20 protein-coding genes and 1 pseudogene are annotated in these 24,702 nt (G+C 45.9%); 16 read left to right on the forward strand and 5 right to left on the reverse strand.

Annotated features, from left to right (window positions below):
• Positions 1 to 77 precede the first annotated feature (77 nt).
• The 10 genes from B9A22_RS10095 to B9A22_RS10140 all read left to right on the forward strand — a co-directional run bounded on the left by B9A22_RS10095 (position 78) and on the right by B9A22_RS10140 (position 13,306).
• Positions 78 to 593: a GNAT family N-acetyltransferase gene (locus tag B9A22_RS10095; protein ID WP_281252385.1), complete on the forward strand. Its 516-nt coding sequence runs from the start codon at positions 78 to 80 to the stop codon at positions 591 to 593.
• A gap of 56 nt (positions 594 to 649) precedes the next feature.
• Entirely contained in the window at positions 650 to 847 is a 198-nt protein-coding gene (locus tag B9A22_RS10100; protein WP_084575612.1) for an H-type small acid-soluble spore protein, read from the forward strand.
• Positions 848 to 1,110: 263 nt separating this feature from the next.
• Positions 1,111 to 2,853 (forward strand): thiol reductant ABC exporter subunit CydD, encoded by a 1,743-nt coding sequence (gene cydD, locus B9A22_RS10105; protein WP_245823934.1) that lies wholly within the window; start codon positions 1,111 to 1,113, stop codon positions 2,851 to 2,853.
• The gene (cydC, locus tag B9A22_RS10110) at positions 2,846 to 4,573 is read left to right on the forward strand and encodes a thiol reductant ABC exporter subunit CydC (RefSeq protein ID WP_176215477.1); all 1,728 of its coding nucleotides are present in this window, start codon (positions 2,846 to 2,848) and stop codon (positions 4,571 to 4,573) included. Before cydD ends, cydC begins: the two co-directional genes overlap by 8 nt.
• Positions 4,574 to 4,616: 43 nt before the next feature.
• Positions 4,617 to 5,297 carry a DUF2225 domain-containing protein gene (locus tag B9A22_RS10115; protein WP_084575615.1) on the forward strand — a complete coding sequence of 227 codons (681 nt, stop codon included), beginning with the start codon at positions 4,617 to 4,619 and terminating at the stop codon, positions 5,295 to 5,297.
• A 330-nt stretch (positions 5,298 to 5,627) separates the two neighbouring features.
• Entirely contained in the window at positions 5,628 to 8,939 is a 3,312-nt protein-coding gene (locus tag B9A22_RS10120) for a PAS domain S-box protein (protein ID WP_176215478.1), read from the forward strand.
• Between the two features lie 82 nt (positions 8,940 to 9,021).
• Positions 9,022 to 9,696, forward strand: a complete 675-nt coding sequence (locus B9A22_RS10125) for a response regulator transcription factor (RefSeq protein WP_084575617.1) — start codon at positions 9,022 to 9,024, stop codon at positions 9,694 to 9,696.
• A gap of 21 nt (positions 9,697 to 9,717) precedes the next feature.
• A complete protein-coding gene (locus B9A22_RS10130; protein ID WP_176215479.1) occupies positions 9,718 to 10,398 on the forward strand; it encodes a response regulator transcription factor in 681 nt (226 codons plus the stop codon).
• A gap of 211 nt (positions 10,399 to 10,609) precedes the next feature.
• On the forward strand, positions 10,610 to 10,819 hold the full coding sequence (locus B9A22_RS10135) for a hypothetical protein (RefSeq protein WP_084575619.1): 210 nt from the start codon (positions 10,610 to 10,612) through the stop codon (positions 10,817 to 10,819).
• A 39-nt stretch (positions 10,820 to 10,858) separates the two neighbouring features.
• On the forward strand, positions 10,859 to 13,306 hold the full coding sequence (locus B9A22_RS10140) for a diguanylate cyclase (protein ID WP_084575620.1): 2,448 nt from the start codon (positions 10,859 to 10,861) through the stop codon (positions 13,304 to 13,306).
• A 104-nt stretch (positions 13,307 to 13,410) separates the two neighbouring features.
• Here B9A22_RS10140 and B9A22_RS10145 read toward each other — a convergent pair whose 3' ends face one another.
• Positions 13,411 to 13,914, reverse strand: a complete 504-nt coding sequence (locus B9A22_RS10145) for a flavin reductase family protein (protein ID WP_084575621.1) — start codon at positions 13,912 to 13,914, stop codon at positions 13,411 to 13,413.
• Positions 13,915 to 14,022: 108 nt separating this feature from the next.
• Entirely contained in the window at positions 14,023 to 15,282 is a 1,260-nt protein-coding gene (gene larA / locus B9A22_RS10150; protein WP_084575622.1) for a nickel-dependent lactate racemase, read from the reverse strand.
• Between the two features lie 235 nt (positions 15,283 to 15,517).
• Between larA and B9A22_RS10155 the strand changes: the two genes are divergently transcribed.
• A complete protein-coding gene (locus tag B9A22_RS10155; protein ID WP_176215480.1) occupies positions 15,518 to 16,144 on the forward strand; it encodes a DUF3793 family protein in 627 nt (208 codons plus the stop codon).
• A gap of 154 nt (positions 16,145 to 16,298) precedes the next feature.
• A complete protein-coding gene (locus tag B9A22_RS10160; protein WP_084575624.1) occupies positions 16,299 to 17,462 on the forward strand; it encodes a type III PLP-dependent enzyme in 1,164 nt (387 codons plus the stop codon).
• An 89-nt stretch (positions 17,463 to 17,551) separates the two neighbouring features.
• Here B9A22_RS10160 and wrbA read toward each other — a convergent pair whose 3' ends face one another.
• From wrbA to B9A22_RS10175, 3 genes are all read right to left on the reverse strand, one after another.
• Positions 17,552 to 18,163 carry an NAD(P)H:quinone oxidoreductase gene (gene wrbA, locus B9A22_RS10165; protein ID WP_084575625.1) on the reverse strand — a complete coding sequence of 204 codons (612 nt, stop codon included), beginning with the start codon at positions 18,161 to 18,163 and terminating at the stop codon, positions 17,552 to 17,554.
• 189 nt (positions 18,164 to 18,352) lie between these two features.
• Positions 18,353 to 18,718 carry a P-II family nitrogen regulator gene (locus B9A22_RS10170; RefSeq protein ID WP_084575626.1) on the reverse strand — a complete coding sequence of 122 codons (366 nt, stop codon included), beginning with the start codon at positions 18,716 to 18,718 and terminating at the stop codon, positions 18,353 to 18,355.
• A 31-nt stretch (positions 18,719 to 18,749) separates the two neighbouring features.
• A complete protein-coding gene (locus B9A22_RS10175; RefSeq protein WP_084575720.1) occupies positions 18,750 to 20,174 on the reverse strand; it encodes an ammonium transporter in 1,425 nt (474 codons plus the stop codon).
• Between the two features lie 688 nt (positions 20,175 to 20,862).
• Here B9A22_RS10175 and B9A22_RS10180 point away from each other — a divergent pair.
• The 4 genes and pseudogenes from B9A22_RS10180 to B9A22_RS26030 all read left to right on the forward strand — a co-directional run bounded on the left by B9A22_RS10180 (position 20,863) and on the right by B9A22_RS26030 (position 24,649).
• The gene (locus B9A22_RS10180; protein ID WP_084575627.1) at positions 20,863 to 21,552 is read left to right on the forward strand and encodes a corrinoid protein; all 690 of its coding nucleotides are present in this window, start codon (positions 20,863 to 20,865) and stop codon (positions 21,550 to 21,552) included.
• Between the two features lie 112 nt (positions 21,553 to 21,664).
• On the forward strand, positions 21,665 to 22,165 hold the full coding sequence (locus B9A22_RS10185) for a helix-turn-helix domain-containing protein (protein ID WP_084575628.1): 501 nt from the start codon (positions 21,665 to 21,667) through the stop codon (positions 22,163 to 22,165).
• A gap of 428 nt (positions 22,166 to 22,593) precedes the next feature.
• Positions 22,594 to 23,253 (forward strand): corrinoid protein, encoded by a 660-nt coding sequence (locus tag B9A22_RS10190; protein WP_084575629.1) that lies wholly within the window; start codon positions 22,594 to 22,596, stop codon positions 23,251 to 23,253.
• A 4-nt stretch (positions 23,254 to 23,257) separates the two neighbouring features.
• Positions 23,258 to 24,649, forward strand: a pseudogene (locus B9A22_RS26030) (monomethylamine:corrinoid methyltransferase).
• The last annotated feature ends 53 nt before the right edge of the window (positions 24,650 to 24,702 follow it).

Consider the following 24,702-nt stretch of genomic DNA (forward strand, 5'->3'; position numbering starts at 1 on the left):
TGTTTACACATATGTTTATTAGTGGAAGGCGTGGTAGTGTGAGGTGTGGCTGTGTGCTTCAAGGGGAAAAGGTCTGCATGCGGACTGTGCGGGAGTGTGACCTTGAATTAATTTATAGGTTAATGACAGACGTATCAGAAAAAGGCGAGTATTGGCTGATTGATATTCCGGCTGAGCCTGCATTTCGCCGTGGTTTTTCTGAAAGAGGGTTTTGGCATGAGAATTTTGGCCGGATGCTGATTACCGATAAAGAACAAGAGGGTAGAATTGTCGGCGAGATTATCTATTATAGAAATGCTGATTACCGAGCCGGGTATGAGGTCGGCTATCAGATTTTTAAACGTGAAGATAGAGGAAGAGGCTATATGTCTGAGTCATTGGCGCTGTTTTCGGCATTTTTATTTGAGTCAAAGCCTATCCCCAGACTGCAGCTTACCGTGGTTGCCGGTAATGAGGCCAGCCGTAAGGTGGCTGAGAAGTGTGGCTACCGTTATGAAGGAACCTTGAGAAAAGCCGCGTTTCATGCCGGTAAATATGTTGACCTGGAGCTGCTGGGCCTTGTTAGAGGGGAGTGCCTCCCGCTTCAACTGTAGCATAGGCATGAAAAGACAGAGCTGGTGACATACTACTCCTAAAAGGGGTGGTCACAGTGAAAGCGACAAGGGCTGAAGAAATAATGAAGTCGGCTGATATTATTGGCGTAAAGTACCGCAATAATTATGTTTGGATTGAAGATGTGGATAAAGGCCGGAATACTGCTCATGTAACTTACCTTGAGAAACGTAATACACTTCACGTAGATATTGATCAACTGGAAGAAACAGGCCCGGTAACACACTTACATTAGAGATAAAAAGCGAGATTGCTATGCTGCTGCTTACAATGACTGTGGATCAAGTTCTTTGTCATTGTGAAGGTTTGTGAAGCAATCTCGCTTTTTGCCTTAGTGTATTGGGGATTTGGTTCTAGGATTTATCTGGGAATAAGTTGGAAACCAGCAGGAATATGCTGCGCGCTGTAGTATATAGTTGTCAGAGGTATCTTTCTTCGTTAACAACGAAAACCGCCATACTAAGGCGGTTTTCTCTTTACACTAGATGTAGGTGATGTATGTTGATCGACAGGCAATTAGGCAGGGAAGTATTCAAAGAGCGTGGGTTACTGTTAGTGGTCGCCGGGCTGGGGGCAGGCGGTGGGGTGTTGGCGGTTGCTCAGGCGTATTACATTACTCAAGTAATTGACCAGATATTTTTAGGCAGGCAAGAGCTAGGCGCAGTGGCTGAGTTCCTGTGGCTGCTTACTGGCTTGGCCCTCGTTCGGGCGGTTGTTACTTATTTCGAAGGGGTGCTGGCGTTTAACCTGGCAGCAGCAGTAAAAACAACCTTGAGGGAAAGGCTGACAGGTCATCTTTTAGGTCTAGGGCCAGTAACGCTCGCTAACCAACCCGCCGGTGAACTGATTAATGTCGTGAGCGAAGGGGTGGAAAACCTGGATGCTTATTTTTCCAAATATCTGCCTCAACTGGCCAAGGCCACCCTTATCCCTGTATTTATCCTGCTTATCATTTGGCCGCTGGATTTGACTTCAGCTATAATTATGCTGGTAACAGCACCATTAATCCCTATGTTCATGATTCTTATTGGCAAAGCGGCTGAAAGGCGAAATACCAGGCAGTGGGAGACGTTAAACAATTTGAGCGCACATTTTATGGATGTGCTGGCTGGACTGACCACGCTAAAACTATTTGGGCGAAGCCTTGAGCAGATAGCGATTATTAGCAGGGTCAGCCGGGAGTTTCGAGATACCACCCTGGATGTACTAAAAATAGCCTTTCTGTCAGCCTTGGCGCTTGAACTGCTAGCTACTATTAGTACGGCCTTGGTGGCGGTGGCACTGGGGCTTAGGCTGCTTTATGGCGAGGTTACTTTTACCCAGGCCTTTTTCGTGCTGTTATTAGCTCCTGAGTATTATCTGCCGCTACGGCTTCTTGGCAGCCAATTCCACGCCGGAATGGCAGGCAAGACAGCGGCAACTGATATTTTCCGGCTGCTTGCTCTGACAGGTGATAAACAGGAGGCCGGTAGCAAACAGCTGCCTAAGCAAGGTCAAGTAACTCTTGCGTTTAAGCAGGTTTATGCAGCTTATCAAAATGGTGAGCGCCCAGCCTTAGCTGGAATATCCTTTGACCTTGCTGCCGGTCAGCATCTAGCGATTGTCGGCCCAAGTGGCGCTGGCAAAAGCACGTTGGCGGCGCTGCTTTTAGGCTTTGTTACACCTGTATCCGGAAAAATCACAGTAAACGGCATCAATCTTACGACACTTAGCCTTTCAGATTGGCTGCGTAAGGTAGCTTTTGTACCGCAGCGACCGCATTTATTCCAGGGAACGGTGGCAGATAATATTCGCCTGGCCCAGCCAGACGCTACGCTAGACGCTGTTATTGAAGCTGCGAAGGCTGCAGGGGCTCATGATTTTATCTGCCACCTGCCTGCGGGTTATGATACGCTGGTAGGTGAAGGCGGCCGGAGCCTAAGTGGTGGCGAACGACAAAGGCTGGCCATTGCCAGGGCATTTTTACAAGATGCACCGCTAATTATTTTAGACGAGGCAGCGCGCGGGCTTGATGTGACCTCGCTGGCGGTGTTGGATGTTGCTCTGGCCCGGCTGTTAGCAGGACGGACAGCCATTATTATTGCTCACCGCCTGACAACAGTGCGTCAGGCTGATACGATCATGGTTCTTTCAGAAGGAAAAATCGCAGAGGTCGGAACACATGCCGAATTGCTTGCGCATCAGGGGATATATAGTCAACTTATGGGTGCTGCGCAAGCAGGGGAGGGGCAGGATGATTAAACTGTTAACAGGCAGCAGGCGTACCCTGTGGATGGCAGCTGCGGCTTGTATGCTGGGCAGTTTTACTATATATGCCAATGTGGGGCTCTTGGCCGCCTCGGCCTGGCTGATTTCAGCGGCTGCGCTCCACCCGCCGGTGGCTGAGTTGTCTGTAGCTATTGTCGGAGTACGGTTTTTTGGTCTTATGCGGGCGGTCTGCCGTTACTTGGAACGGTATGTGAGTCATGACGTTACCTTTCGATTGTTGGCCGATATCAGGGGTTGGCTGTATACCCAGCTTGAGCCACTGGCACCTGCAGGTTTGATGGCGTTTAATAAAGGCGATATTTTTAGCCGCCTGGTCGCAGATGTCGAGACGCTAAAGTTTTTCTATTTGAGAGCTGTATTCCCAGTGCTGATTGCGGTAGTCACGGCTGCAGGAACGGTGGCATTTCTGGCATGGCTGGCCCCACCGCTGGCCTGGCCGGTTGCTGGGGCTTTTATAGCAGCAGGCTGCGTTATCCCTGTCGTGCTTGGCAGACTTGGGCAGACCACAGGGCGAAAGGTTATCGAGGCTCGGGCTATGCTCAATGGCGCACTTGCTGACAGCATTGAGGGACTGACTGAACTGGCTGCTTTCGGTCAGGCAAAGACTCAGGCTGTTAAAGTGACAGCGCTAAACAGCCGGCTGATAAATAGACAAAAGCAGGCTAATGCGGTAATGGCTATGGCTGACGCTCTGGGAACTTTGGGGATGAACATAACCGTAATTGCCGTGATTGCACTGGCTGCGCCGCTGGTTGGCAGCGGAACGCTTGCAGGGGTTTATCTGGCAGTGGCGGCGTTGGCCGTGCAGGCAAGCTTTGAGGCTATTCTTCCTCTTCCGGCGGTCATCTACTATTGGCAGGAAAGCAAGGCCGCTCTGGAGCGGATTAAAGACATCTCTCGGCAGCCAGTTATTGCTCAGCTTTCAGGAACCAAGGAGATATTGCCGGGAGCGGTGCACCTGGCCGCCCATAACCTGTCATTTGCCTATCAGCCTGGTCTGCCGTCGGCACTATCCGGGATAACATTTAATCTGCCGCAAGGCAAAAAGTTAGCCATAGTAGGGGCCAGCGGTGCCGGAAAAAGTACGCTGGCCGGGCTCATCTTACGGTTTTGGGACTATAGCCAGGGGGCACTGCTGTTAAACGGAGACGACATTAGGAATTATGCGCCGGCGGCCGTGCGGCGGGCTATCAGTGTTGTCAGTCAAGATACCTATCTTTTTAACGCAACCATCAGAGACAATATCCTGTTAGCCAAACCTGATGCTGCTGAGACTGAGCTTAAGGCTGCCATTGCTGGCGCTATGTTAGGGGAGTTTATAGACAAGCTGCCTCAGGGATTGAAAACAATGACAGGCCAGAACGGTTTGGCTTTATCTGGCGGAGAGCGTCAGCGGATTGCTCTGGCAAGGGCATTGTTAAAAACAGCACCGGTCTGGCTGTTAGACGAACCGACTGCTGGGCTTGACGCTTACGCTGAGAGTATTGTTATGGAGAACGTATTGCAAGCGGCTGGTAGTTGTTCGGTTATTTTGATCACTCATCGGCTGATTGGTCTTGAAGCTATGGATGAAATCCTGGTGATCGAAGGAGGAAAAATAGCCGAACAAGGGTCCTTGGCCGAGTTATTGGCTCAAAAAGGGGTGTTTTACCAAATGTGGGGCTTACAGCAAGACCTGTTAAATACTACTTGAGACATAAGGCCTGGTATGATATGGTATATATGGAGGCGATAATATGGCTGAGCCGACATATTCGGTAGAGAAGCAGTGCCCTGCGTGTCAGAAGAAATTTAGTGTTACCAAGCTGCGGGGACGACAAGCTATGGTCAAACAAGACAGCGATTTTTGTGCTTATTTTCAAGAGATAAAACCGTATTATTACACCATTTGGGTGTGCTCTAGCTGCGGCTATGCGGCAGCTGACTCCTATTTTGACGAGCTATCTGCAGCAGCCTATGATAAGATTACGGAATTTTTGGCAGCGCGGACAGTCAATGTGAACTTTAGCGGGGAACGGACGCGTGAACAGGCCATTGCTTCGTACAAGCTGGCGATTTTCTTTGCCGACCTGATTGCTGCCCCGGCTAGCCGGTTGGCTGAATTATATTTAAAACTTGGCTGGGTATACCGTGAAGGCGAGAATGCCGAGGAAGAAAAAAGCGCCCTCACAAAAGCCGGCCAATATTATGAGCAGGCTTTAATGCGAGAGCGGTTACCCATTGGTACTTTGAGTGAAGCGGCTGTTACCTACTTGATTGGTGAACTGGCGCGGCGCACCGGTCAGACCGAAACAGCTTTATTATATTTGAGCAAGGTTGTTGGCAGTCCATCAGCCAAGCTTGAGCCAAGGATAACCAACCTGGCGCGGGACGCCTGGCATGAGGCTAGGGCAGCCCGCGATCAAGCTGGTAGTTAGCGTCCATTATTCGGCAATTATGCAATAAGGAGCGCTGGTGGTAATGACCGCCAGTGCTCCTTATATTTGAATGACAATAGAGGGTGTTCCGAACAGCGATTATGGCGTTCAGGTAAAAAGATTCCTGAAGGCCATTTTAATTTCAGTAAATGGTACTATTAAATTCTTGTGAGAGTATAGAAGCTATTTGCAAATAAATATTATATTTTCTGAAGAATCATAGAGGGTATTGTCGAAAGATGTATAATAAAAACAATCTAAAACCGTAATGTATTAACATTTAAGGATATATATGTCAGTAATAAACTGACAATGAGAAGGGTGACGTGTGTGGACAATGAGCTCCAAAGATCAAGGGGAATTTGTAATACTGATATAGCGGAAGAAAGTATTACTCAGCAAAGAATCGCAGAAAAGAAGCTGCATGACAGCAATGCCAAACTGGCGAAGATGGTCAGCGAATTGCAACAGTTAAGTAGGGCGCTGGAAACAGAAGTGGCAGAGCGCCAGATGGCGCAGGAAGAGCTGCGCAAGTTCCAACTGTTCTTTACTCACAGCCAAGACATTATGTTGTTTGTTGACCCTGCAGACGGCAGAATTATGGAAGCTAATCCAGCGGCTGAGGAGAACTATGGTTACTCGCGCCAAGAACTTCTCAATATGCATATTGTTGATCTGCGCCCAGAACCGCAAAAGGAATTGATTACTACTCAGCTAATTACGGCTGTTGAAAGCGGGGTTACCTTCGAGACCGTCCACCGGCGTAAGAACAATACGTTATTTCCTGTGGAAGTAAAGTCACGAGGGGAAAAGATAGGAAATAAACAGGTTGTGTTTAGTGTTGTCCGTGATCTCACAGCACGAAAACAGGCAGAAATGGCGCTTCGTTTCAACGAAAAACAGTTCAGGGAATTAATCGAGTTACTGCCTAGCGCCATTTCGATTTCAAGAGTAGATGACGGCAGCTTGATGTATGTAAATAAGCTCGCATTAGTAAGTGCAGGGGGCGTGGATCGTGCAGCGGTTCTTGGTCATGCGGCCTCAGACTTCTGGGATGATTTAGGTGAACGAAATAAAATGCTTGAACTTCTTCAAGAGCATGGAAAGGTCACGGATTTTCAGGCAAAACTCAAAAGAAAAAATGATAATGCCTTCTGGACTAGCATTAGTGCCCGGTTCATTATGTTTGAAGGGCAGCATGCTATCTTTGCCACATTCACCGATATAGATGCGCGGAAGCAACGTGAAGCGGAGAAATTTCTGCGAGAAAGCAAGTTTCGTGAACTACTTAATACGGCTCCGATCGGAGTTGTTATTACCAGTCAAACGGATAGGACAGTTTTATTTATCAACGAAAGTGCGTTGGTGATGGGATTTGCTAATGACGCTGCAGAGATACTGGGAAAAGCTACTTCGTGTTTCTATGTTAATCCTGAAATCAGGGATAAGCTGATTGCGCGGTTGGACAGAGATGGTGTCGTGAAAAATATGGAGATCCAGCTAAAAGGCATCCACCGGGAATCTTTTTGGGCGTTGATCAGTGCGCTAATTATTGAATTTGAGGGGCAGCCCGCCATTATCTGTACCCTTGTTGATATCACTGAACAGAAGCTCACGGAAGCGGCGCTGTATGATGTTAACGAAAAATTAGAACGTGAGACGATGATTAATGTCGCACTAGCCTCATTGTCGGCAGCAATTATTAATCCACATACTACCACTGACGAAATCTACCAATTAGTGGTGAATCAGGCGAAATTATTAACTGGAAGTAAATATGGCTTTATTTCTTCAATGGTAGGCCAGCCGAGCACCACACTAATTGCAATGCAGCAGGAGGAGTGCGCTGCTGCGTCTGGTTTGAATGATTTACCGGAAGAACAGCACAGCTTAGATTTTGGTTTTTTCACTAACAATCCAGCTGATCATCCGGTAACAAAAGGATTACTCAAAGGACGGCTTCATTTGAAAAATTATCTGACTGTGCCTGCGATGTTTGGCAAGGCGCTGCTGGGGCATATCACACTGGCTAATTCGGCGCAAGACTACACCGAAGCAGACTTTGAAGTGGTAGAACAGCTGGGAGAACTTTTGGCTGTGGCATTGTGGAACCGTAACCGGGAGGGGGAACTACAGGTTGCACGAGACGCTGCCGAAGTGGCCTCCCGTGCAAAAACAGAGTTTCTAGCCAACATGAGCCATGAAGTGAGAACACCGATGACCGGGATACTGATTAGCTCCGAGCTGCTGTTGGCGAAGTCTCTGCCGGTGGAAATTTCCGAGCAGGTGCACGACATCCATGCTAACGCCAGATCAATGGTAACAATTCTTGATGATGTCCTTGATTTTGTTCGTTTGGAATCAGATGTAATCCATATTGAAGAAGATGTATTTTCCTTGGTCGACCTAATACGCTCTACTTCATTATTAATCAACTCAAAAGCACAGACTAAAGGACTAGCTTTAGAAGTCTCTATCGACCCAGATTTACCTGTCTGGGTGCTGGGCGACAGTGTTCGAATCCGGCAGGTATTAACGAATTTATTGGACAATGCGGTTAAATTTACAGCATCTGGGCAGGTGATCCTGCGTGTCGCTCAGGCCGTTGAAGCCGGGGGGAACAAACAGTTAGTTAAATTTGCTGTAACTGATACGGGACCTGGAATTTCACCAGAAAACCAGGACCTAATCTTTGAAAGGTTTTTTCAGATTGATACGGCCTCAACGCGGCGCCACGGCGGTATCGGCTTAGGCTTGTCTATTGTTAAATTGCTGGTTGAAAAAATGGGGGGACATGTATCCTTTGACAGTAATGTGGGTGAAGGATCGACATTTTGTTTTTCTCTGCCGCTTAAGCCTGGAAAGTTTACTAAAGATAACACGGCAGGCTGGTCGTTGACAGAAGCTGCGGTTAAGGGATTGCGTGTGCTGCTCGTCGATGATAATGAGATGAATCGCAGACTCATTGCGCAATTATTAGCGCAAATGGGCGCAGATGCTGATGTAGCATTGGATGGACGGGATGCCTTGCACAAACTGAAAAAAAGAAAATATGATGTCGTTCTGATGGATATCCAAATGCCAGGACTGAACGGCTACGACACGGTTCTCTTACTACGTGGCTCGCCAGAAACAACGAGAAACCGTGATGTTTTTATTGTGGCACTGACTGCGGGGGCGCTGGCCGAAGAACGGGAGCGGTGTCTTAGCGCCGGTATGAATGATTATTTGACTAAACCATTTACGGCGTCACAACTATATGCGGTGCTGACAGATAAGAATTCGCCTAAGACAGAAAGTATAATCACAAAAGAGGTGGTTTTTGATTCGGCAAAACTGCTTGCGTATGTAGGCGGCGATTATGCTACTTACCAAGAATGTATCAAGCGTTTCCCAGTTGTAATTGGACCTCTACTGACAGAACTCACCACCTCAGTCCGGGATGGACAATGGCGGGAGGGGGAGCGACTAGTTCATACCTTGAAAGGAGCAGCTGGGAGTTTTGCCGCGCCTCGTCTGCAGCGCACCGCGATGATCCTGGAAAACAGCCTGCGGACCGCTGACGGGAATTATGGACAAAACTTGCGAGCAGTGGAGGCGGAATATCGCCTATTAATAGAAAAAATCTATGAAGAACAGTGAAAAATAGAAGACTTTCATGATTTTATAAGATTGCGTAAATTATAATGAGACTGGTGAGATATGTAAAGAGGGTGTCTAATGGATGCGTATACTGATGGCAGAGGATGATCCTTTTACTGGCGAAATTCTGGTTATGCAATTTACAAAAGCCGGCTGGAATGTCGAATGGTCGAAGGATGGAGATGAAGCATTAACACTGTGTACGAGAAATAAATATGACTTGCTGCTTCTCGATTGGATACTACCAGGGTGCACCGGAATCGAAATATGCAGTTTGCTCCGGCGGCGGCGAAATTACGTACCGATTATTATGTTGACTTCACGCAGCACAGTGGAGGATTGTGTCACTGGCCTGAATTGCGGTGCAGATGATTATATTTCCAAGCCATTTGTATTTCCGGAACTCTTGGCAAGAATCCAAAATCTGATACGTCGTACCCATGCTATTGATGAAGCTATTATTGCAGAGTCCAGTAAATTAGAATACCGCAGCGACGAACGGGCGATCGCCGCGAAAGGGCAAGTGGTTCATCTGTCGAAAAAGGAAGCAGCTTTATTTGAAGTACTGTTGCGTTGTAAAGGGCAGCCGGTCTCGCGGGAACATTTGGCAGTAGCTATTTGGAAAGAGAAACCGGTGTCGCTTGCTGCGGTTGATCCATTGATCGCTCAACTGCGCCGGCGTCTTGGACCTTTTCGTTTTTGCTGTAGCATTGAGAATGAAAGAGGAAGCGGGTTCGTTCTTCGCTGGGAAGATTGAATGTTGAAGGAAAAAGAAGCCATGCGAATTTTGTTGGTTGAAGATGAACCGCTCACTGCACGCATGATAAACAATGGGTTGACGACCAATGGAATTGAGGTTGACTGGAGTGAGGATCGTGAACAAGCAATCAGTTTTCTGTCATATGACCATTATGATGCCATTATTCTTGCTTTGAAAAGTGGTTTAACCGTTCTAAAAATTTTACGACAGCAGGGTGTGAAAGCACCAATTTTGCTTCTTATTCACCGAAATACGATACAGGATCGGCTAACAGCCCTGGAAAACGGAGCTGATGATGTTTTGGTAAGACCATTCTCGTTCGAGGAACTACTTGCCCGGCTGAACGCTTTAACGCGGCGGGTTTCAGGAAGTTGGATAGGAAATTACGAATACAATGGGCTTTCCTATGTTCCTAAGGCGCGAATACTTTCTTTTGGAGGCAAGTGTATTAGATTATCCAAGAAAGAAGGTCAACTGATAGAGCTGTTGCTAAAACACAGAGAAAGAGCTGTCGCAAGGGAAACAATTCTCAACCATATATGGGGACCTGGCGAAGCCGTGCCTAACAGTGCCGATGCATTGGTGAAACAACTGCGTCAAAAAGTAGCCTGTTTGTCGCGGGTGATCCTGATTAGTACGGTACGGGGCGTTGGCTACCGGCTGAATATTAATAATCAGGAAAAGGCTGATCAGAGCTAGCAATGCGATTAACCGGCTATGTGCGAATTGATGCTCAGGGATAAGTAAAATTTATAATAAAAACCCAAAAAAATGGTAGAATTATGTATTTTTATCATGATTTTTATAGACTCTGCCTGATATATTAATAGTGGTACAATATAGCTTTTTGCGCAGAAGATACTCACTTCTTTACAATAATGAGGATAATAATTATTAAGGGAGAGCGGTGATGAATAACAAACGTGCTATAATTCAACAAGAAAATGAACTTACTGACAAGATTGAAGAGAAATTGCAACAAATTCGCGAGTGGGAAAGAGATGCACCTGTTGGCGATATCTCTGCCCTTTATGCTGATTTGGAAAAGCTCTTAAATGAAGTTAGCAAAATGAGATTATCTGAGAAAAACCAGGTCGCTGGAAGCGGTCGGTATTGGTAGTACTGAGGTTGCAGGGAGAAACGTTGGAGGAATACCAGAATGGTGTCAGCAGATGACGGTGTGAATATGTTGGATTATAAGGATGTTGTACTATACAAAAATCTAGTTGAGCAAGCACGGGATATTATTTTGCTTATCAGTACAGACGGTAAAATTGTAGAGGCGAACCAAGCAGCTGTGAATGCCTATGGTTACTCACTTAATGAACTGCGAGGCATGTGTATTTACGATTTGCGTTCTCCGGATACGCTTTCTCAAGTTGACGATCAAATAAGAATGGCACAACAAAAGGGTATCTTGTTTCGCACTTTTCATGTACGGCGAAACGGGGAGCAGTTTCCTGTAGAAGTTAATTCTCAGCAAGTTCAATTACCGGAGGGAGAAGCGTTACTTAGCATAGTGCGCGATATTACTGAGGCTGCCGCATTGGAAACACTGCTAAGAAAAAGCGAAGAAAAGTACAGTGTTTTGAATGAGGAGCTTACGGCGGCTTATGAGGAATTGCTGGCATCAGAAGAAGAGCTACGACAACAGTTTGATGAGCTACTGGCCAGAGAGGAAATAATAAGCCGCCAAAATGTCATTCTGACTTCACTACATGATACAGCAGTAGGTCTCATGCACAAAATAGAACTTGATGATTTGCTGGCGATGATTGTTTCCAGTGCGACACAGCTGGCAGGTACTCCTAATGGTTTTCTATCTCTGGTGGATGAAGCAGCAGGTGTTTTTGAGAGAAAGGCTGCGGTAGGCACTTGTACTCAGGACATAACCAAGCGGATAAAGGTTACAGAAGGTCTTCTTGGCAGGGTCTATCGTACCGGTAAAATTGCCATTGTCAATGACTATAATACGTGGGAGCACCGGTTACGACACCCTTTTTTTGATGAAGTTCATTATTTCGTTATCATCCCGCTGCGGCGGGGCAGTAAAGTGATCGGCGCATTAGGCCTGGCATTTGCTGAGCAGGATAAAGGACTCGCCGAGTATGAGGTTGCTTTGCTTCAGCGATTTTCTGATCTTGCTGCCATTGCATTGGACAACGCAACACTTGTCAGATCATGCAAGAATGAATTGCAGGAGCGCCGGCAAGCTGAGGAAGCTTTAAAAATTTCGCAGTCCAGCAACCAGGCCCTAATCAACGCCATTCCGGACCCCATGTTCATAATCAAACATGATGGCACGTTTGTTGATTATAAAGCAGGTAAAGAACAATTGCTTATGCCGCCGGACTGTTTTTTAGGCAGAACTGTTTTCGAATTATTCCCAGCGGAAACTGCAGCGAAAATGCTACAAAGCATTGAATTGGTATTAGCAAACGGTGATATTCAAAATTTCGAATACCAACTTACCGTTCATGGTAAGGTTGAACATTACGAAGTGCGGATTATTGTTAGTGGTGAAGATGAAGTGTTGGCAATTAATCGCAACATAACAGATCGAAAGCGTATGGAAGAGCGGCTAGAGTTCCTCAGTTTACATGATGCGTTAACTAAAGTATATAATAGGGCGTTCTTTGAGGATCAGATGAAAAGAATTCAGCGCTTAGAGGATGGTTCGGCAGGGATAATTATTTGCGATGTTGATGGCTTGAAGATGGTCAACGACACGCTTGGACATATGATGGGCGATCAGATTTTGCAAGCGGTTGCGGGGATATTAGCGAGCTGCTGTAGTTCTAATGATCTCATAGCTCGGATTGGCGGCGATGAATTCGCGATTCTTTTGCCTGGAAATTCGGTAAAACAAATCGCGAGCTGTTGTCAGCGAGTGCGTGAAAAAATTGACTCCTACAATGCCCAGAACCCGACTGTTCCCATTAGCTTATCGATGGGGTTTTCTGCGTGCCCAGAGCCTCCTGTTGATATGGATGCTTTATTGAAACAAGCAGATGACAGCATGAATAGAGAAAAACTCCACCGTCAGAAAAGCACTAGAAGTGCTATTGTTAAGGCTCTGGTGAAGGCGCTTGAGGCCCGCGACTATATAACTGAGGGGCATGGTGACAGACTGCAGGATTTGATTGAAGCGTTTGCGGACATTGTAGAGCTGCCGGAGACGAGTATTGCGGATCTTAGGCTGTTAGCCCGTTTTCATGACATTGGTAAAGTCGGGATACCTGATAGTATCCTGTTTAAGCCCAGCCGTTTGACAGAAGAAGAATGGGTTGTTATGCGTCAGCACTGTGAGATTGGCTATCGAATAGCAGTATCTGCACCAGATTTAGTTCCAATTGCTGACTGGATACTCAAGCATCAGGAATGGTGGAACGGCCAAGGTTATCCGCTTGGATTGAAAGGTGAGGCTATTCCTATTGAATGTCGGATGTTGTCTATTGTTGACGCGTTTGATGCAATGACCAGCGACCGCCCCTATCGGCAAGCCATGAGTAAGGAGGACGCAATCGCTGAACTGTACAGATGTGCCGGAAGGCAATTCGATCCTAATTTAGTAGACAAGTTTGGTATTCTTGTACAGACGTTTTGAGATACTCCAGCTTGTCAGGCCTCTGTTAGAATAGATAAATAATTGCCTATTTTGAGCAAAAAGAAGCCCCTCTAGCTACAAGTATTGCTAGAGGGGAGAATGCCCTATACTGTTTTGTAAGCGGCGACAATTTCTCCAAAGTACATGGTATGGTAATCACCATTGGCGTACCATTTGCTTTGATAATCAGTGTCCAGGTCTTCTGGCGGCATGGTTTGCTTGAACACAACCTTGCATTCAAGCTGCAGGCCCGGTGCGGCGATGACCGGGGTGGAAATTGCCGCACCGTCAGCTAGTGTAAGCTTGGCAGCTGCAATTTTATCCATGTCGCGTCCGGACTTAGAACCGCATAGTGCCAGGGCCTCTTTCATGTCGGTAAGCGGCAGGGTAATGGTAAATTCGCCGCTTTGTTCAACAAGTTCTTTGGTAAAGCGGGATTGGCGTACCATAGCGGTAAAGACTGGCTTGCCCCACATAATGCCGATACTGCCCCAGCCGATGGTCATTGTATTGATTTTTCCGCCATGTGCGGTAGTCATAAAGGCATTCTTGGGTATAAGCGGCGCCGCCTCTGTGGCTAACTGTTCATAAGTAAGTTGGCTTGTCATAGTGGATCCTCCTCGGTGAATGAATCTTATCTTCTGGACAATTAAAAATCCAGGGTTATTCACGATATTCTTTCGGCGGTGAAATCGTTTATACCTTCTTTATCCAGCCTACTTCACATAGGGAATAGTCAGTGGCCCTAAAGGCAATACCGCAATGCTGGCGCCTGGCTTCTTTTCTAATAGTTCAGTGATGGCATCGCAGGGGCTGGTTACCGGAATAAACATCGCGTCTTTCACTGTCTGGCCATCAAGGCTGGAGTAGAGATAGCAGTCGGCTTTACTCTGAATCATGGCCTGCGCCTGAACCTGCCACTGGTCAAATATCCGGAACTCTGGGTTATTAATCATATCTAGCAGTTCATGAGGTGTATTCCTCATCTTAAGAATTTTTGCATAGTTGCCATGGTCTGGTACACCATCCGAGCATTCTGAGCAGGAGAGGATGGCACCGCCCTGTTTGACAATCTGGGCAGCAGCGCTCATGCCCTTGACCGTCTGGTACAGGTTTTGGTCAAGCGGATAGCCGGAGTTAGTGGTAATAACAATATCAAAAGGCTGATCTACCGGATACATGGCATGGTCTTTGACAAAGGCACAGCCGGCGCGGTGGGCGGCAATGAGCTCGCCGGCAAATACGCCGGTGATTTCTTTTTTACCATTAAGGGTGACATTAAGCATAAAATCAGGTTTGGCCATCAGGCAATTCTGGGTGGCAGCATCCTGGACGATGTTGCCCTCAATAAGGCCCCAGGTGCTGTTCTTGTGACCAATCATTTGAGCATTATGGAAATCCTGAATGGTTGATATGCCGGCAATACCGGGTGAAATACCTTTTGGGCCGCCGGAAAAGCCAGCAAAGAAGTGGGGTTCGATAAAGCCAGTAACTATTTTAAAGGTACAATTAATATACGTTTTGTTTAAGTAGACATCAGAGCCGTAACTGTTTTTACCTGCCAGGACAAGCTCTTCAGGTTCAAAGGCGTTGTGGTTGATGACCTGGACTGTGTCAACTACTTCCTGGCCCAGCATTTGAATAAGTTCTTCCTGGGTATTAGCCCGGTGGCTGCCAAGGCCGTTGATGACGACAAAGTTTTCTTTGGGAACATGGGTTAGTTCTTCAAGGAGCCAGGGAACTAGTTTGTGATTGGGGGTAGGGCGGGTCATATCAGAAATGACGATAGCTACAGTATCTGATGGTTTTACCATGTCCTTAAGGGGCGGTCTTCCTGTGGGCTGGCGAAGAGCTTTTTGCACAGCCGCTTTTTCATCAGCTAATCTGTCTAAAGACTTAGGTTCAATAATTACTGCACGATCAGGAACCATAATGTTCAGGCCGGATTTTCCGTAAGCGAGAGATACTGATTTCATGACAGTCACACTGCCTTTCGTCAATTTTTTTCTACTGTTAGCTTGTCGGTATAATTACATTTTATCCTGAATTTACCGTAAGCTCAACAGAAATGAGGCTATATATTCAGGCATTGACAATAGCAATTTTCAGGGATATAATAGAAATATAAATGAGAATGATAATCATTACATAAACGTCTCGCGCTGCTGTGCATATTATGTAGAAAGAGGCAAAATGGAAGGAGGAGGCAATATGCTATACATGCAAACTGGCGAGTCATTATTAAAGCTGGAGAATCAAAACACCCCAAACTATTTTTTTAAATGGTTGATAGTTGAGCTGGCACCTACTATTTGGGGGGAGAAACCAGCGACTCTGCTATCATTTGCTGATAGTCGCAGGTTTGCCCGCCTGACTTTTTGGCGCAAGTTTGGGCCAACCTTTCTCCGTCAATCAGATGTTGAATGGGCTGTTGTACGGGAGACTGAGGATAGCCTTACAATCTTGTTCTATCATCCGGACAGCTTAGCCGGTTGTTTAAGGAAGAATGATCATTGCCAGTTCCTAACAACGTTTGGCTATAAGCCGGATTGCTCGCTCTGTGAAAACGTGGATTGTTTGAAAAGACGATATCAAAGCGGCTGTCCTCATGAGATTGGGCTGCTCTTAGGTATACCACTTAAGGATGTGCTTGGCTTTATGGGGCAAGGGCAGGAATGTTTAAGCTGCCGGGGGATGTGGTGTATTTATGGTGATCCAACGTCATCATTAAAAGTAATGGAGAAAATTGATGAATGCAAAACATATGCTGCCAATTTGATGAATAACGGTGCAAGTCCACGCAGCATTCTGTTAGAAAACTACAGTAAAACTGCGTAACAATGTCAGGATTAATAAGCAATTTCTCCGCGTATCCTATTATGGTACGCGGTTTTTTTTATAACAAAAAATTTACTTGCACTTTGATTCAATTATGTTACAATCATATAGTACTTTTGGACAAAATTTTGTGGGATAAAAGGAGCGATGATAAGTGAAATATTTCAGGTTATCCCAGGACGCTGTCAAAGCGCTGGCTGATAGCTACAGCACTCCCTTATTGGTGCTGTCTTTGGAACAAATTGAACTTAATTATAACCTGCTGGCAGAGAATATGCCGGGCGTAAAGATATATTACGCCGTCAAAGCAAATCCGGATGAGCGTATTGTCCGGAAACTTAGTTCGCTTGGCGGCTATTTTGATGTCGCCTCTGACGGCGAAATGCGGATGCTCAACCATTTGGGCATTGATGCAGAACGCATGGTATACGCAAATCCAGTGAAAACGGCAAGCGGCCTAAATGTGGCTCGTGAGACTGGAGTAAATAAATTTACCTTTGACAGCGAAAGTGAAATTGGTAAGATGGCAGCAGCCATTCCAGGCGGCACAGTACTCCTGCGTATCCGGGTGGATAATCCCCGGGCACTTGTTGACCTTAATAAAAAATTCGGTGCTCACCCTGATGAGGCGCTGGACCTACTAATCAAGGCACATGAGGCCGGACTTGACGTGGCTGGGCTGTGTTTCCATGTTGGCAGCCAATCAACAGGCAATGAGGCCTACCTTGATGCACTCAAGATTTGCCGCGGGCTCTTTGATGCTGCAAATAAGCGGGGACTAAACCTCCGCATTCTTGATATTGGTGGCGGTTTTCCGATTCCGACTCTAACCGAAGAGCCAGATGTGGCCGCTATGGCTGCAGGAATTTACAAGGCTGTTAAACAATATTTCCCTCATACTGAGATATGGGCCGAACCGGGCCGGTATATCTGCGGTACCGCCGTCAATCTTATTACCCAGGTTATTGGCACTAAGGTGCGTAATAATCAGCAATGGTATTTCCTTGATGATGGCTTATATGGCACATTTTCAGGTGTTATTTTTGACCACTGGGACTTTGAACTTGAGACCTTTAAGACTGGAAAGCGTATCCAGGCTACCTTCGCCGGACCAAGCTGTGATTCGCTGGATATCATGTTCAGGGACAAGCCGACTGTCGAGCTTGAAATTGGTGATTTAATATTAGTGCCTAATTGCGGCGCATATACTTCAGCTTCAGCGACGGTATTCAACGGCTTTGCCAAAACGCAAATTGTGATTTGGGAAGAAGTATACGAAGAAATCAAGGCTAAGCTTGAACTGGCTGCTGCCGGATAATTGAAAAGTCTTTGGTTAAATTAAATAGGTAAAGATTTGCGAAATTTTAAGACTCCCGCTTTTAGCAGCGGGAGTCTTAAAATTTGTCTTTATCTGTAAAGTTTTTGTGCTATTGTTGCCACATGCTTTCCTTGGAATGTCGCACCGGCAAGCTCGTTGGCACTAGGCATTCTTTCCCCTCTGCCGCCGGTAATGGTTGATGCCCCGTAGGGTGATCCACCAGTCATTTCATCGATACTCATTTGGCCGGAGAAGGTGTAAGGTAAGCCAACGATTACCATGCCGTGATGCAGGAGCGTAGTGTGAACGCTGAGGATTGTCGACTCTTGTCCTCCATGCTGAGTAGCCGTACTGGTAAAGACGCTGCCGGCTTTGCCTACCAGCTTTCCTTGTTGCCATAACTGGCCGGTGGCATCTAAGAATTGACGCATTTGTCCGCACATATTGCCAAAGCGAGTTGGCGTGCCAAAGATAATGGCATCGGCGTCTGCTAATTCGTCTACAGTACATACCGGAATATGGCTGAATGCCTTTTGGGCTTCAATCGCCCCCATTTTTTCTAAAATGTCAACAGTCAATGTTTCCGGAACGCGGCGCAAAACAGCCTCAGCCCCCTCTACCTCACGCACACCTGCGGCAATTGCCTCTGCCATATGATGCATATGACCATATAACGAGTAATACACAACCAGAACTTTCATTAAGCTCACCCCTTATCTAATATATATTCTTTCTAAATAAACTATTTCTCTTGAAAACCTAAATATCCTTCCTTAATATGTTAGTTATTTTATGAACAAGTTCATAAATCTATACCTGGGGACAAGGGGACAGAAGAAACAACTAAGGAGCCATCTGCTTTTATAGCAGACGGCTCCTTAGTTGTTTCTCTACATGTTTTTTGGATCTATAATAGCGATATCGCCTTCTTCACCTGTACGAATCCGTACCGCGTTGGTGACCGGGTAGACAAAAATTTTGCCATCGCCGATTTTCCCTGTCTGACAGGCACTTTTGGCCGCTTCGATGACTTGCTCCACCGGAACCTCGCAGACCACAATTTCAACTTTTACTTTCGGTACCAGATTGATGGAGTACTCTTGACCGCGGTAAACCTCTGTATGTCCTTTGCTTAGGCCGCAGCCATAGACTTGGGTAACCGTCATGCCGGTTACTTTGATTTTATTCATGGCTTCTTTAAGTGCTTCTAATTTTTCTGGCCGAGTAATAATATCAACCTTTGTTATTGGTTTCATAATTTTCCTCCTTAATTAGACTTGGCGAAGGTTATGCCAGGGTGGTTTTATTTACAGTTACTTCATTAGTTACGATGCTGTTTACCGGCAGGCCGATCGGTGAACCAGTCATAAGATCCTGATAGGCATAGCCGCGCTCGCCGTGCTCAGTAACGTCCATCCCTTGAACTTGTTGTTCCTCATCAGCCTTGATTTGCATGACTAAGCCGATGGCTTTGATGATGACGAACGTCATGACTGCGGCAAATACCCAGCTTGTACCTACGCCGACAAGTTGTTTTAATACCTGGGCGGCGTTGCCATAGAAAAATCCGTCAGCGCCAGCAGGGTTAACAGCTGTAGATGCAAATAGTCCGGTAGCAATAGCGCCCCAAGTACCACCTACACCATGAACCCCAAATGCATCTAGGGAATCATCATAACCCAACTTGTGTTTAGCAACTGCTACTGCAAAGAAGCAAATAATACCGCCGACTAATCCCATGATGATAGCAGACATTATAGTAACAAATCCTGCTGCGGGAGTGATGGCAACAAGGCCGGCGATACATCCTGAGGCTGCGCCAAGAATGGTAGGCTTGCCATGATACAGCCATTCAGCCAATACCCATGAGACAGTAGCAGCAGCGGCGGCAACATGGGTTGTAACAAAAGCAACGGATGCAATTCCATTGGCACCAAGTGCGCTGCCGGCATTAAAGCCAAACCAGCCGAACCATAGGAGTGCGGCACCCAGAACGGTCATAGGTAAGTGATGGGGTGCCATTACTTCGGTGCCATAGCCTTTGCGTTTGCCAATCATTAATGCAAACACCAGTCCGGAGACACCTGAAATGATATGTACTACAGTGCCGCCGGCGAAGTCCAGAACACCATATTCGCGCAACCAGCCGCCGACACCCCATACCCAGTGCGCTACTGGGTCATATACTAAAGTAGCCCAGAGTACTACGAAGGCGATATATGCAGGAAATTTAACCCGTCCGGCGACAGAGCCGGAAATAATTGCAGGGGTAATAATAGCAAATACTCCTTGGAAGATCATGAAAGCCAGTTGAGGAATGGTAGCTGAGTAGTCAGGATTAGGATCTGCCCCCACACCATTCAAACCAAGCCAATCAAGACCGCCGATCAAATGGTTGATATCAGGACCAAAGGCGAGAGAATATCCCCAGAGAACCCATTGAAGGGAAATGACACCAAGACAAATGAAGCTTTGCATGATGATGCTTAGTACGTTCTTGGTACGGACCATGCCTCCGTAAAAGAGTGCCAGAGCTGGAGTCATTAACATTACAAGTGCTGCGCTGAGTAATACAAAAGTAGTGTCGCCAGTATCAATTTTCGGTGGCTCAGCTGGTGCTGCCGGAGCCTCTCCTTCGGCGGCCAAAACGAGGGGAGTTAAGAATAGGGTTAAAACCAGGAGCATACCTAAGATGGTATATAGCTTTTTCATATAGTTAATCTCCTTTCTATCAACTGAAGTTTTTCTGAATTTTTTTGCTAATTCGCAGTTTGATGTTAAATCAAAAATCTCTGCAACAGAGAAAGCAGATCCTTCATCAACAATCACCTCCTGATAATTGATAGCTGAAAATGAAATGTCCTGGAGGGGAATCCTCCAGGACATCATTGTCCTTGATAGAAAGAAAAAAACGCTTATATAGGTTCGTAATAACTAGAACCTATATAAGCGCCGTTGCTTACCGTAGTTGACAAAACATCTATTAAGTTTTTCCCGTTATTTTAAACTAATAGCTAAGGTAGTATAGTTTTGGCTGGCAATCAACATTTCTATAATAACGGTAATTATTTGCCTGTTGTGGCTATGGAGTGAATTATAACACCTTTGGATGCTAAATGCAATAGTTCTTTTTACAGAATTATGGCAAGAATTATAACAGCACTAATTTGCTTGAATTTATAATTTTTAGCATAGTGATTTGGTAAATTGTTGACATTATTTGCATGGCTTGTTATTATAGATTTAATAGAATTTCAGATTTTTCGATGATTTAATTATATATGCATATAGTGTTTAGGAACAAAGACGTTCTAGCGGGTACAACGCAGAACGTCTATTTTATTTTGCCTATATTTGGTTACCCTGTTCCGGAGGAACTAATGATTGGGGGCTTTGTTCGATGCGACCGGATAAGATTTTGAAAAGGTTAAAAAAATCGGTTGAGGAAATGGAAGTATCCCTGGCAGAAAGGGCAGCTAAAGCTGCGATTGCAGCAGGGACTGATCCTGTTATTGCCATTAATGAAGGACTGGCAAAAGGGATGAAGACAGTCAGCGATTTGTTTGATGAGGGAGAAGCGTTTATCCCGCACCTGCTAGTTGCAGCAGAGGCTTTTGAGACAGGGGCAGCTATACTGACAGATTCGATGTCGCAAGAGGGAAAGGCTCGGACTTTGCAAGGTAAGGTATTGATTTTTACTGTACAGGGTGATATTCATGATATTGGTAAAAACATTGTAAAGACAATGCTGCTTGCCAATGGATTCCAAGTAATAGATCTTGGTAGAGATGTAACTACTGCTGAAGCCGTCGAAAAAGCCAAAGAATATGCTGTTGATATTATAGTGGCTGCAGCGCTGATGCGAACGACTATGCCTGCACAGCGTGAAATTCTTCAAGCCTTAGAGGAAGAGGGGATACGCGGTCAATTTAAATGCATGTTTGGGGGTTCGCCGGTATCGGCTGAGTGGGTGAAAAAAATCGGTGGGGATGCTTATGCTGAATCGGCTTCTGAAGCTGTTGAAAAAGCCAAAGAGTTAATGGGGGAAATACGGTCACTCCAATGTCTGGCTAAAACCCATACAGCATGATCTTGACAAATTTTCAGAAAGCTGATATTATACGCCTGCATAGAAATGCTGTTAAGCCAAAGCACTTGAGGTGTGCGGCTTATCGGGGGCAGCCCAAGGAAAGGTTGAGTTTATGCCTAGGGTAGCGGTCAAAATTGAATTGACTGATGAAGAAAGAACAGAATTAGAAAAAAATATCAAAGGGCATAAAGTTGAAAAGCGGCTCTATATCAGGTCGAAGATCATTCTTTTGGCGGCAGAGGGTAAAGAATGTATTGAAATTGCCAAGATATTAGATGTTTCTGAAAAAACCTGCCGTAAGTGGCGAAACCGGTTTGCCGACAAAAGGCTTGAGGGAATACTTGACTTGGAAAGAAGTGGTGCTCCTGACACTTTTACCGAGGCAGAGCGTCTGGAAATTATCAGACTTGCGTGCAGTCCGCCTGAGGTGCCCAAAAATTGGACGCTGGCTTATTTAACTGAACTTGCTAAAGAAAGAATAGGCCGGTCGATTTCAATTGAAACCGTACGTCAAATTTTGAAATCGGCAGACAAGAGGACAAGTGTTACTCCTCCCAGTGAACATAGCATGTATATAAAATTGCCCTCAGAATCAACTGAGAAATCTCAGTGAGATTTCGTGTGTTAATTTAATATAGACATAAAAAAGCAATGGCGCTTAATACCGGCCATTGCTTTTTTGCATTGTATTAATGTTTTAGGTAAACTGCTAAGAAAGAAGAGGATGCAATATTTCAAATAAATTAATTACTTTATAAAAACACAAAAATTAAGTATTGCAAATAGAAAATGATGGTGATATAATACGACCCATAGAATATCAAGTAAATAAATACCGTTATAATTTGAAAATGTTTTCTAACAGAGTGTGGATGGCTTGAATAATAACGGTATTTAATTGCGTGAAAAAACTTGAATTCTAGGTGGTGGGTTATTCGGGAAAGTTTCATATAATCCTTATAAGCAGAGGGGTGAACAAACCCCAAAGCAATATGAAGCTAACCTGGAGATTAGAAAAAAGAATGGAGGGGATTTACTTCAATGAGTCAGGTGGAGATTTTAGGAAAACTTAAAACTGCAATTGAAGAAATGGACAGTGATCTTGCTGAAGCAGCAGCTAAAGAGGCGATAGCGGCCGGAGTTGATCCGCTAGTTGCCATCAATGATGGACTTGCGGCAGGAATGCAAACAATGAGTGACCTTTTTGATGAAGGGGAAGCCTTTGTTCCTCAACTTGTTGTTGCCGCCGAGGCCTTTGATGCGGCGGTAGCTATACTGAAAGAGGCTATTCCTGAAGACCAAAAGGGCAAAACCTGCAAGGGAAAGGTTCTTCTATATACCGTCCATGGCGATATCCATGACATTGGTAAAAACATTGTTAAAACAATGCTGTCAGCCAGCGGTTTTGAGGTGTTTGACTTAGGCCGGGATGTGCCGACAGACGAAGTCGTAGCCAAAGCCAAAGAATACAATGTTGATATTATTGCCGGTGCTGCCCTCATGACAACAACAATGCCTGGTCAGCGGGATGTTGTTGCCATCTTGAAAGAAGAAGGTATCCGCGATAAATTCAAATGTATGTTTGGCGGTGCGCCGGTGTCTGCTGAATGGGTAACGAAAATCGGCGGCGATGCCTATGCCGAGACCGCGTCTGAAGCAGTCAATAAAGCAAAAGCCTTAGTGGCAGAATTACGGGGGTGATGTAATGGCGATTCCTAAAGTGCTAACAGTATTCGATATTTATGAAAGAGCAAAAACCGGTCCCAAGGTGGAAGAGAAAGAATGGGATTTTAAGATTATTCCACAGACTGCAGCCAAGCTGAAGAAAAAATACGACATTAAAATGGACAAAAAGCAGATTGTTCCTACCGACAAAACATTGATGAACAATCTGTTCCAAGCCGGCTTGGAAATGCTGGTAGAATGCGGTATATACTGCATTGATACCAACCGGGTCATTAAGTATCGCAAAGACGAAGTGATGGCAGCCATAACTTCGGCACCGACACGCGCAATTTACGGCGAGGGTAAACAGGCAGTAGTACTGGCGCCTCGCAGCTATACTGAAAAGAGACCACCCATTATCCAGGGAGGCCCGACAGGCGCGCCTTGTTCAGAGGACCAGTTCTTGGCCATCCATCAGTCATACGCCCAGGAGCCGTTAGTGGATACCATTGTTGACGGAGTGCTCCAAACAATCAAGGGCTATGACCCAATCCCTGGCAGCCCATGGGAAATCGCCGCAGTAAAATCAGAAGCTATTTTAGTACGGGCGGCGCAAGACAGAGCCGGACGTACCGGTATGGGGCTCTAGGGGAATGAAACTTCACTTTCGCCAGCAGGAGTAATCGCAGCCGATTTCCCTGGTGGTATGAGGCCTTCTGACAGCCATGAAGTATCCCAGCTAAATGAGCTGAAGATCGATGTAGGTGCATTGGTATTCACTGCTCATTATCAACTAGCTGGCAACCTCATCATGTGCGAGCAGATGCCTATCTATGGAGGTTACGCAGGTGGTTTGGAAGAAACAACCATCGTTGACGTGGCAACCACGATTAATGCCTTTGTCATGACAGGGGCAACCTGGCACTTGGACGGCCCGGTTCATGTACGTTGGGGTATCACTACAGCCAGAGAGGCTCTTGCTGTAGCTGGACACTGCGCCATGGCAATTGAGGCCAATACCAATTTGATGCTAGGCAATCAATACTATACTTTGGCAGGTCCTTGTACTGTTATGTGCCTCTTGGAAACAGCAGCCCAAGCCATTACTGATACGGCCAGCGGCCGGGAGGTATTGTCCGGGGTAGCTGCCAGCAAAGGCGTAGCCACTAATTTCACTACAGGTATGGAAGCAAGAATGATGGCCGAAGCGGCCCGGGCAGTAGCAGGTATGGAGACCGAGAAGGTAAACGAGATACTGGATAAGCTTGTAGCCTTATATGAAAAAGATTACAAGACTGCCCCGAAAGGTAAGTCGTTCGAAGAGTGTTATGATGTAGTAAAACTTGTGCCTACCCAGGAATACCTGGATGTGTACGATGAAGCCGTTAAGATACTTACTGGTCTAGGTCTGGATTACTGGACAGAAAAATAACAGCTGGAGATTCCTCAGCAGGGAATTTACAGCCTGTTATTAGGAATTTCCTG

The organism is Sporomusa malonica (assembly GCF_900176355.1).
GTDB classification, from domain to species: domain Bacteria; phylum Bacillota; class Negativicutes; order Sporomusales; family Sporomusaceae; genus Sporomusa; species Sporomusa malonica.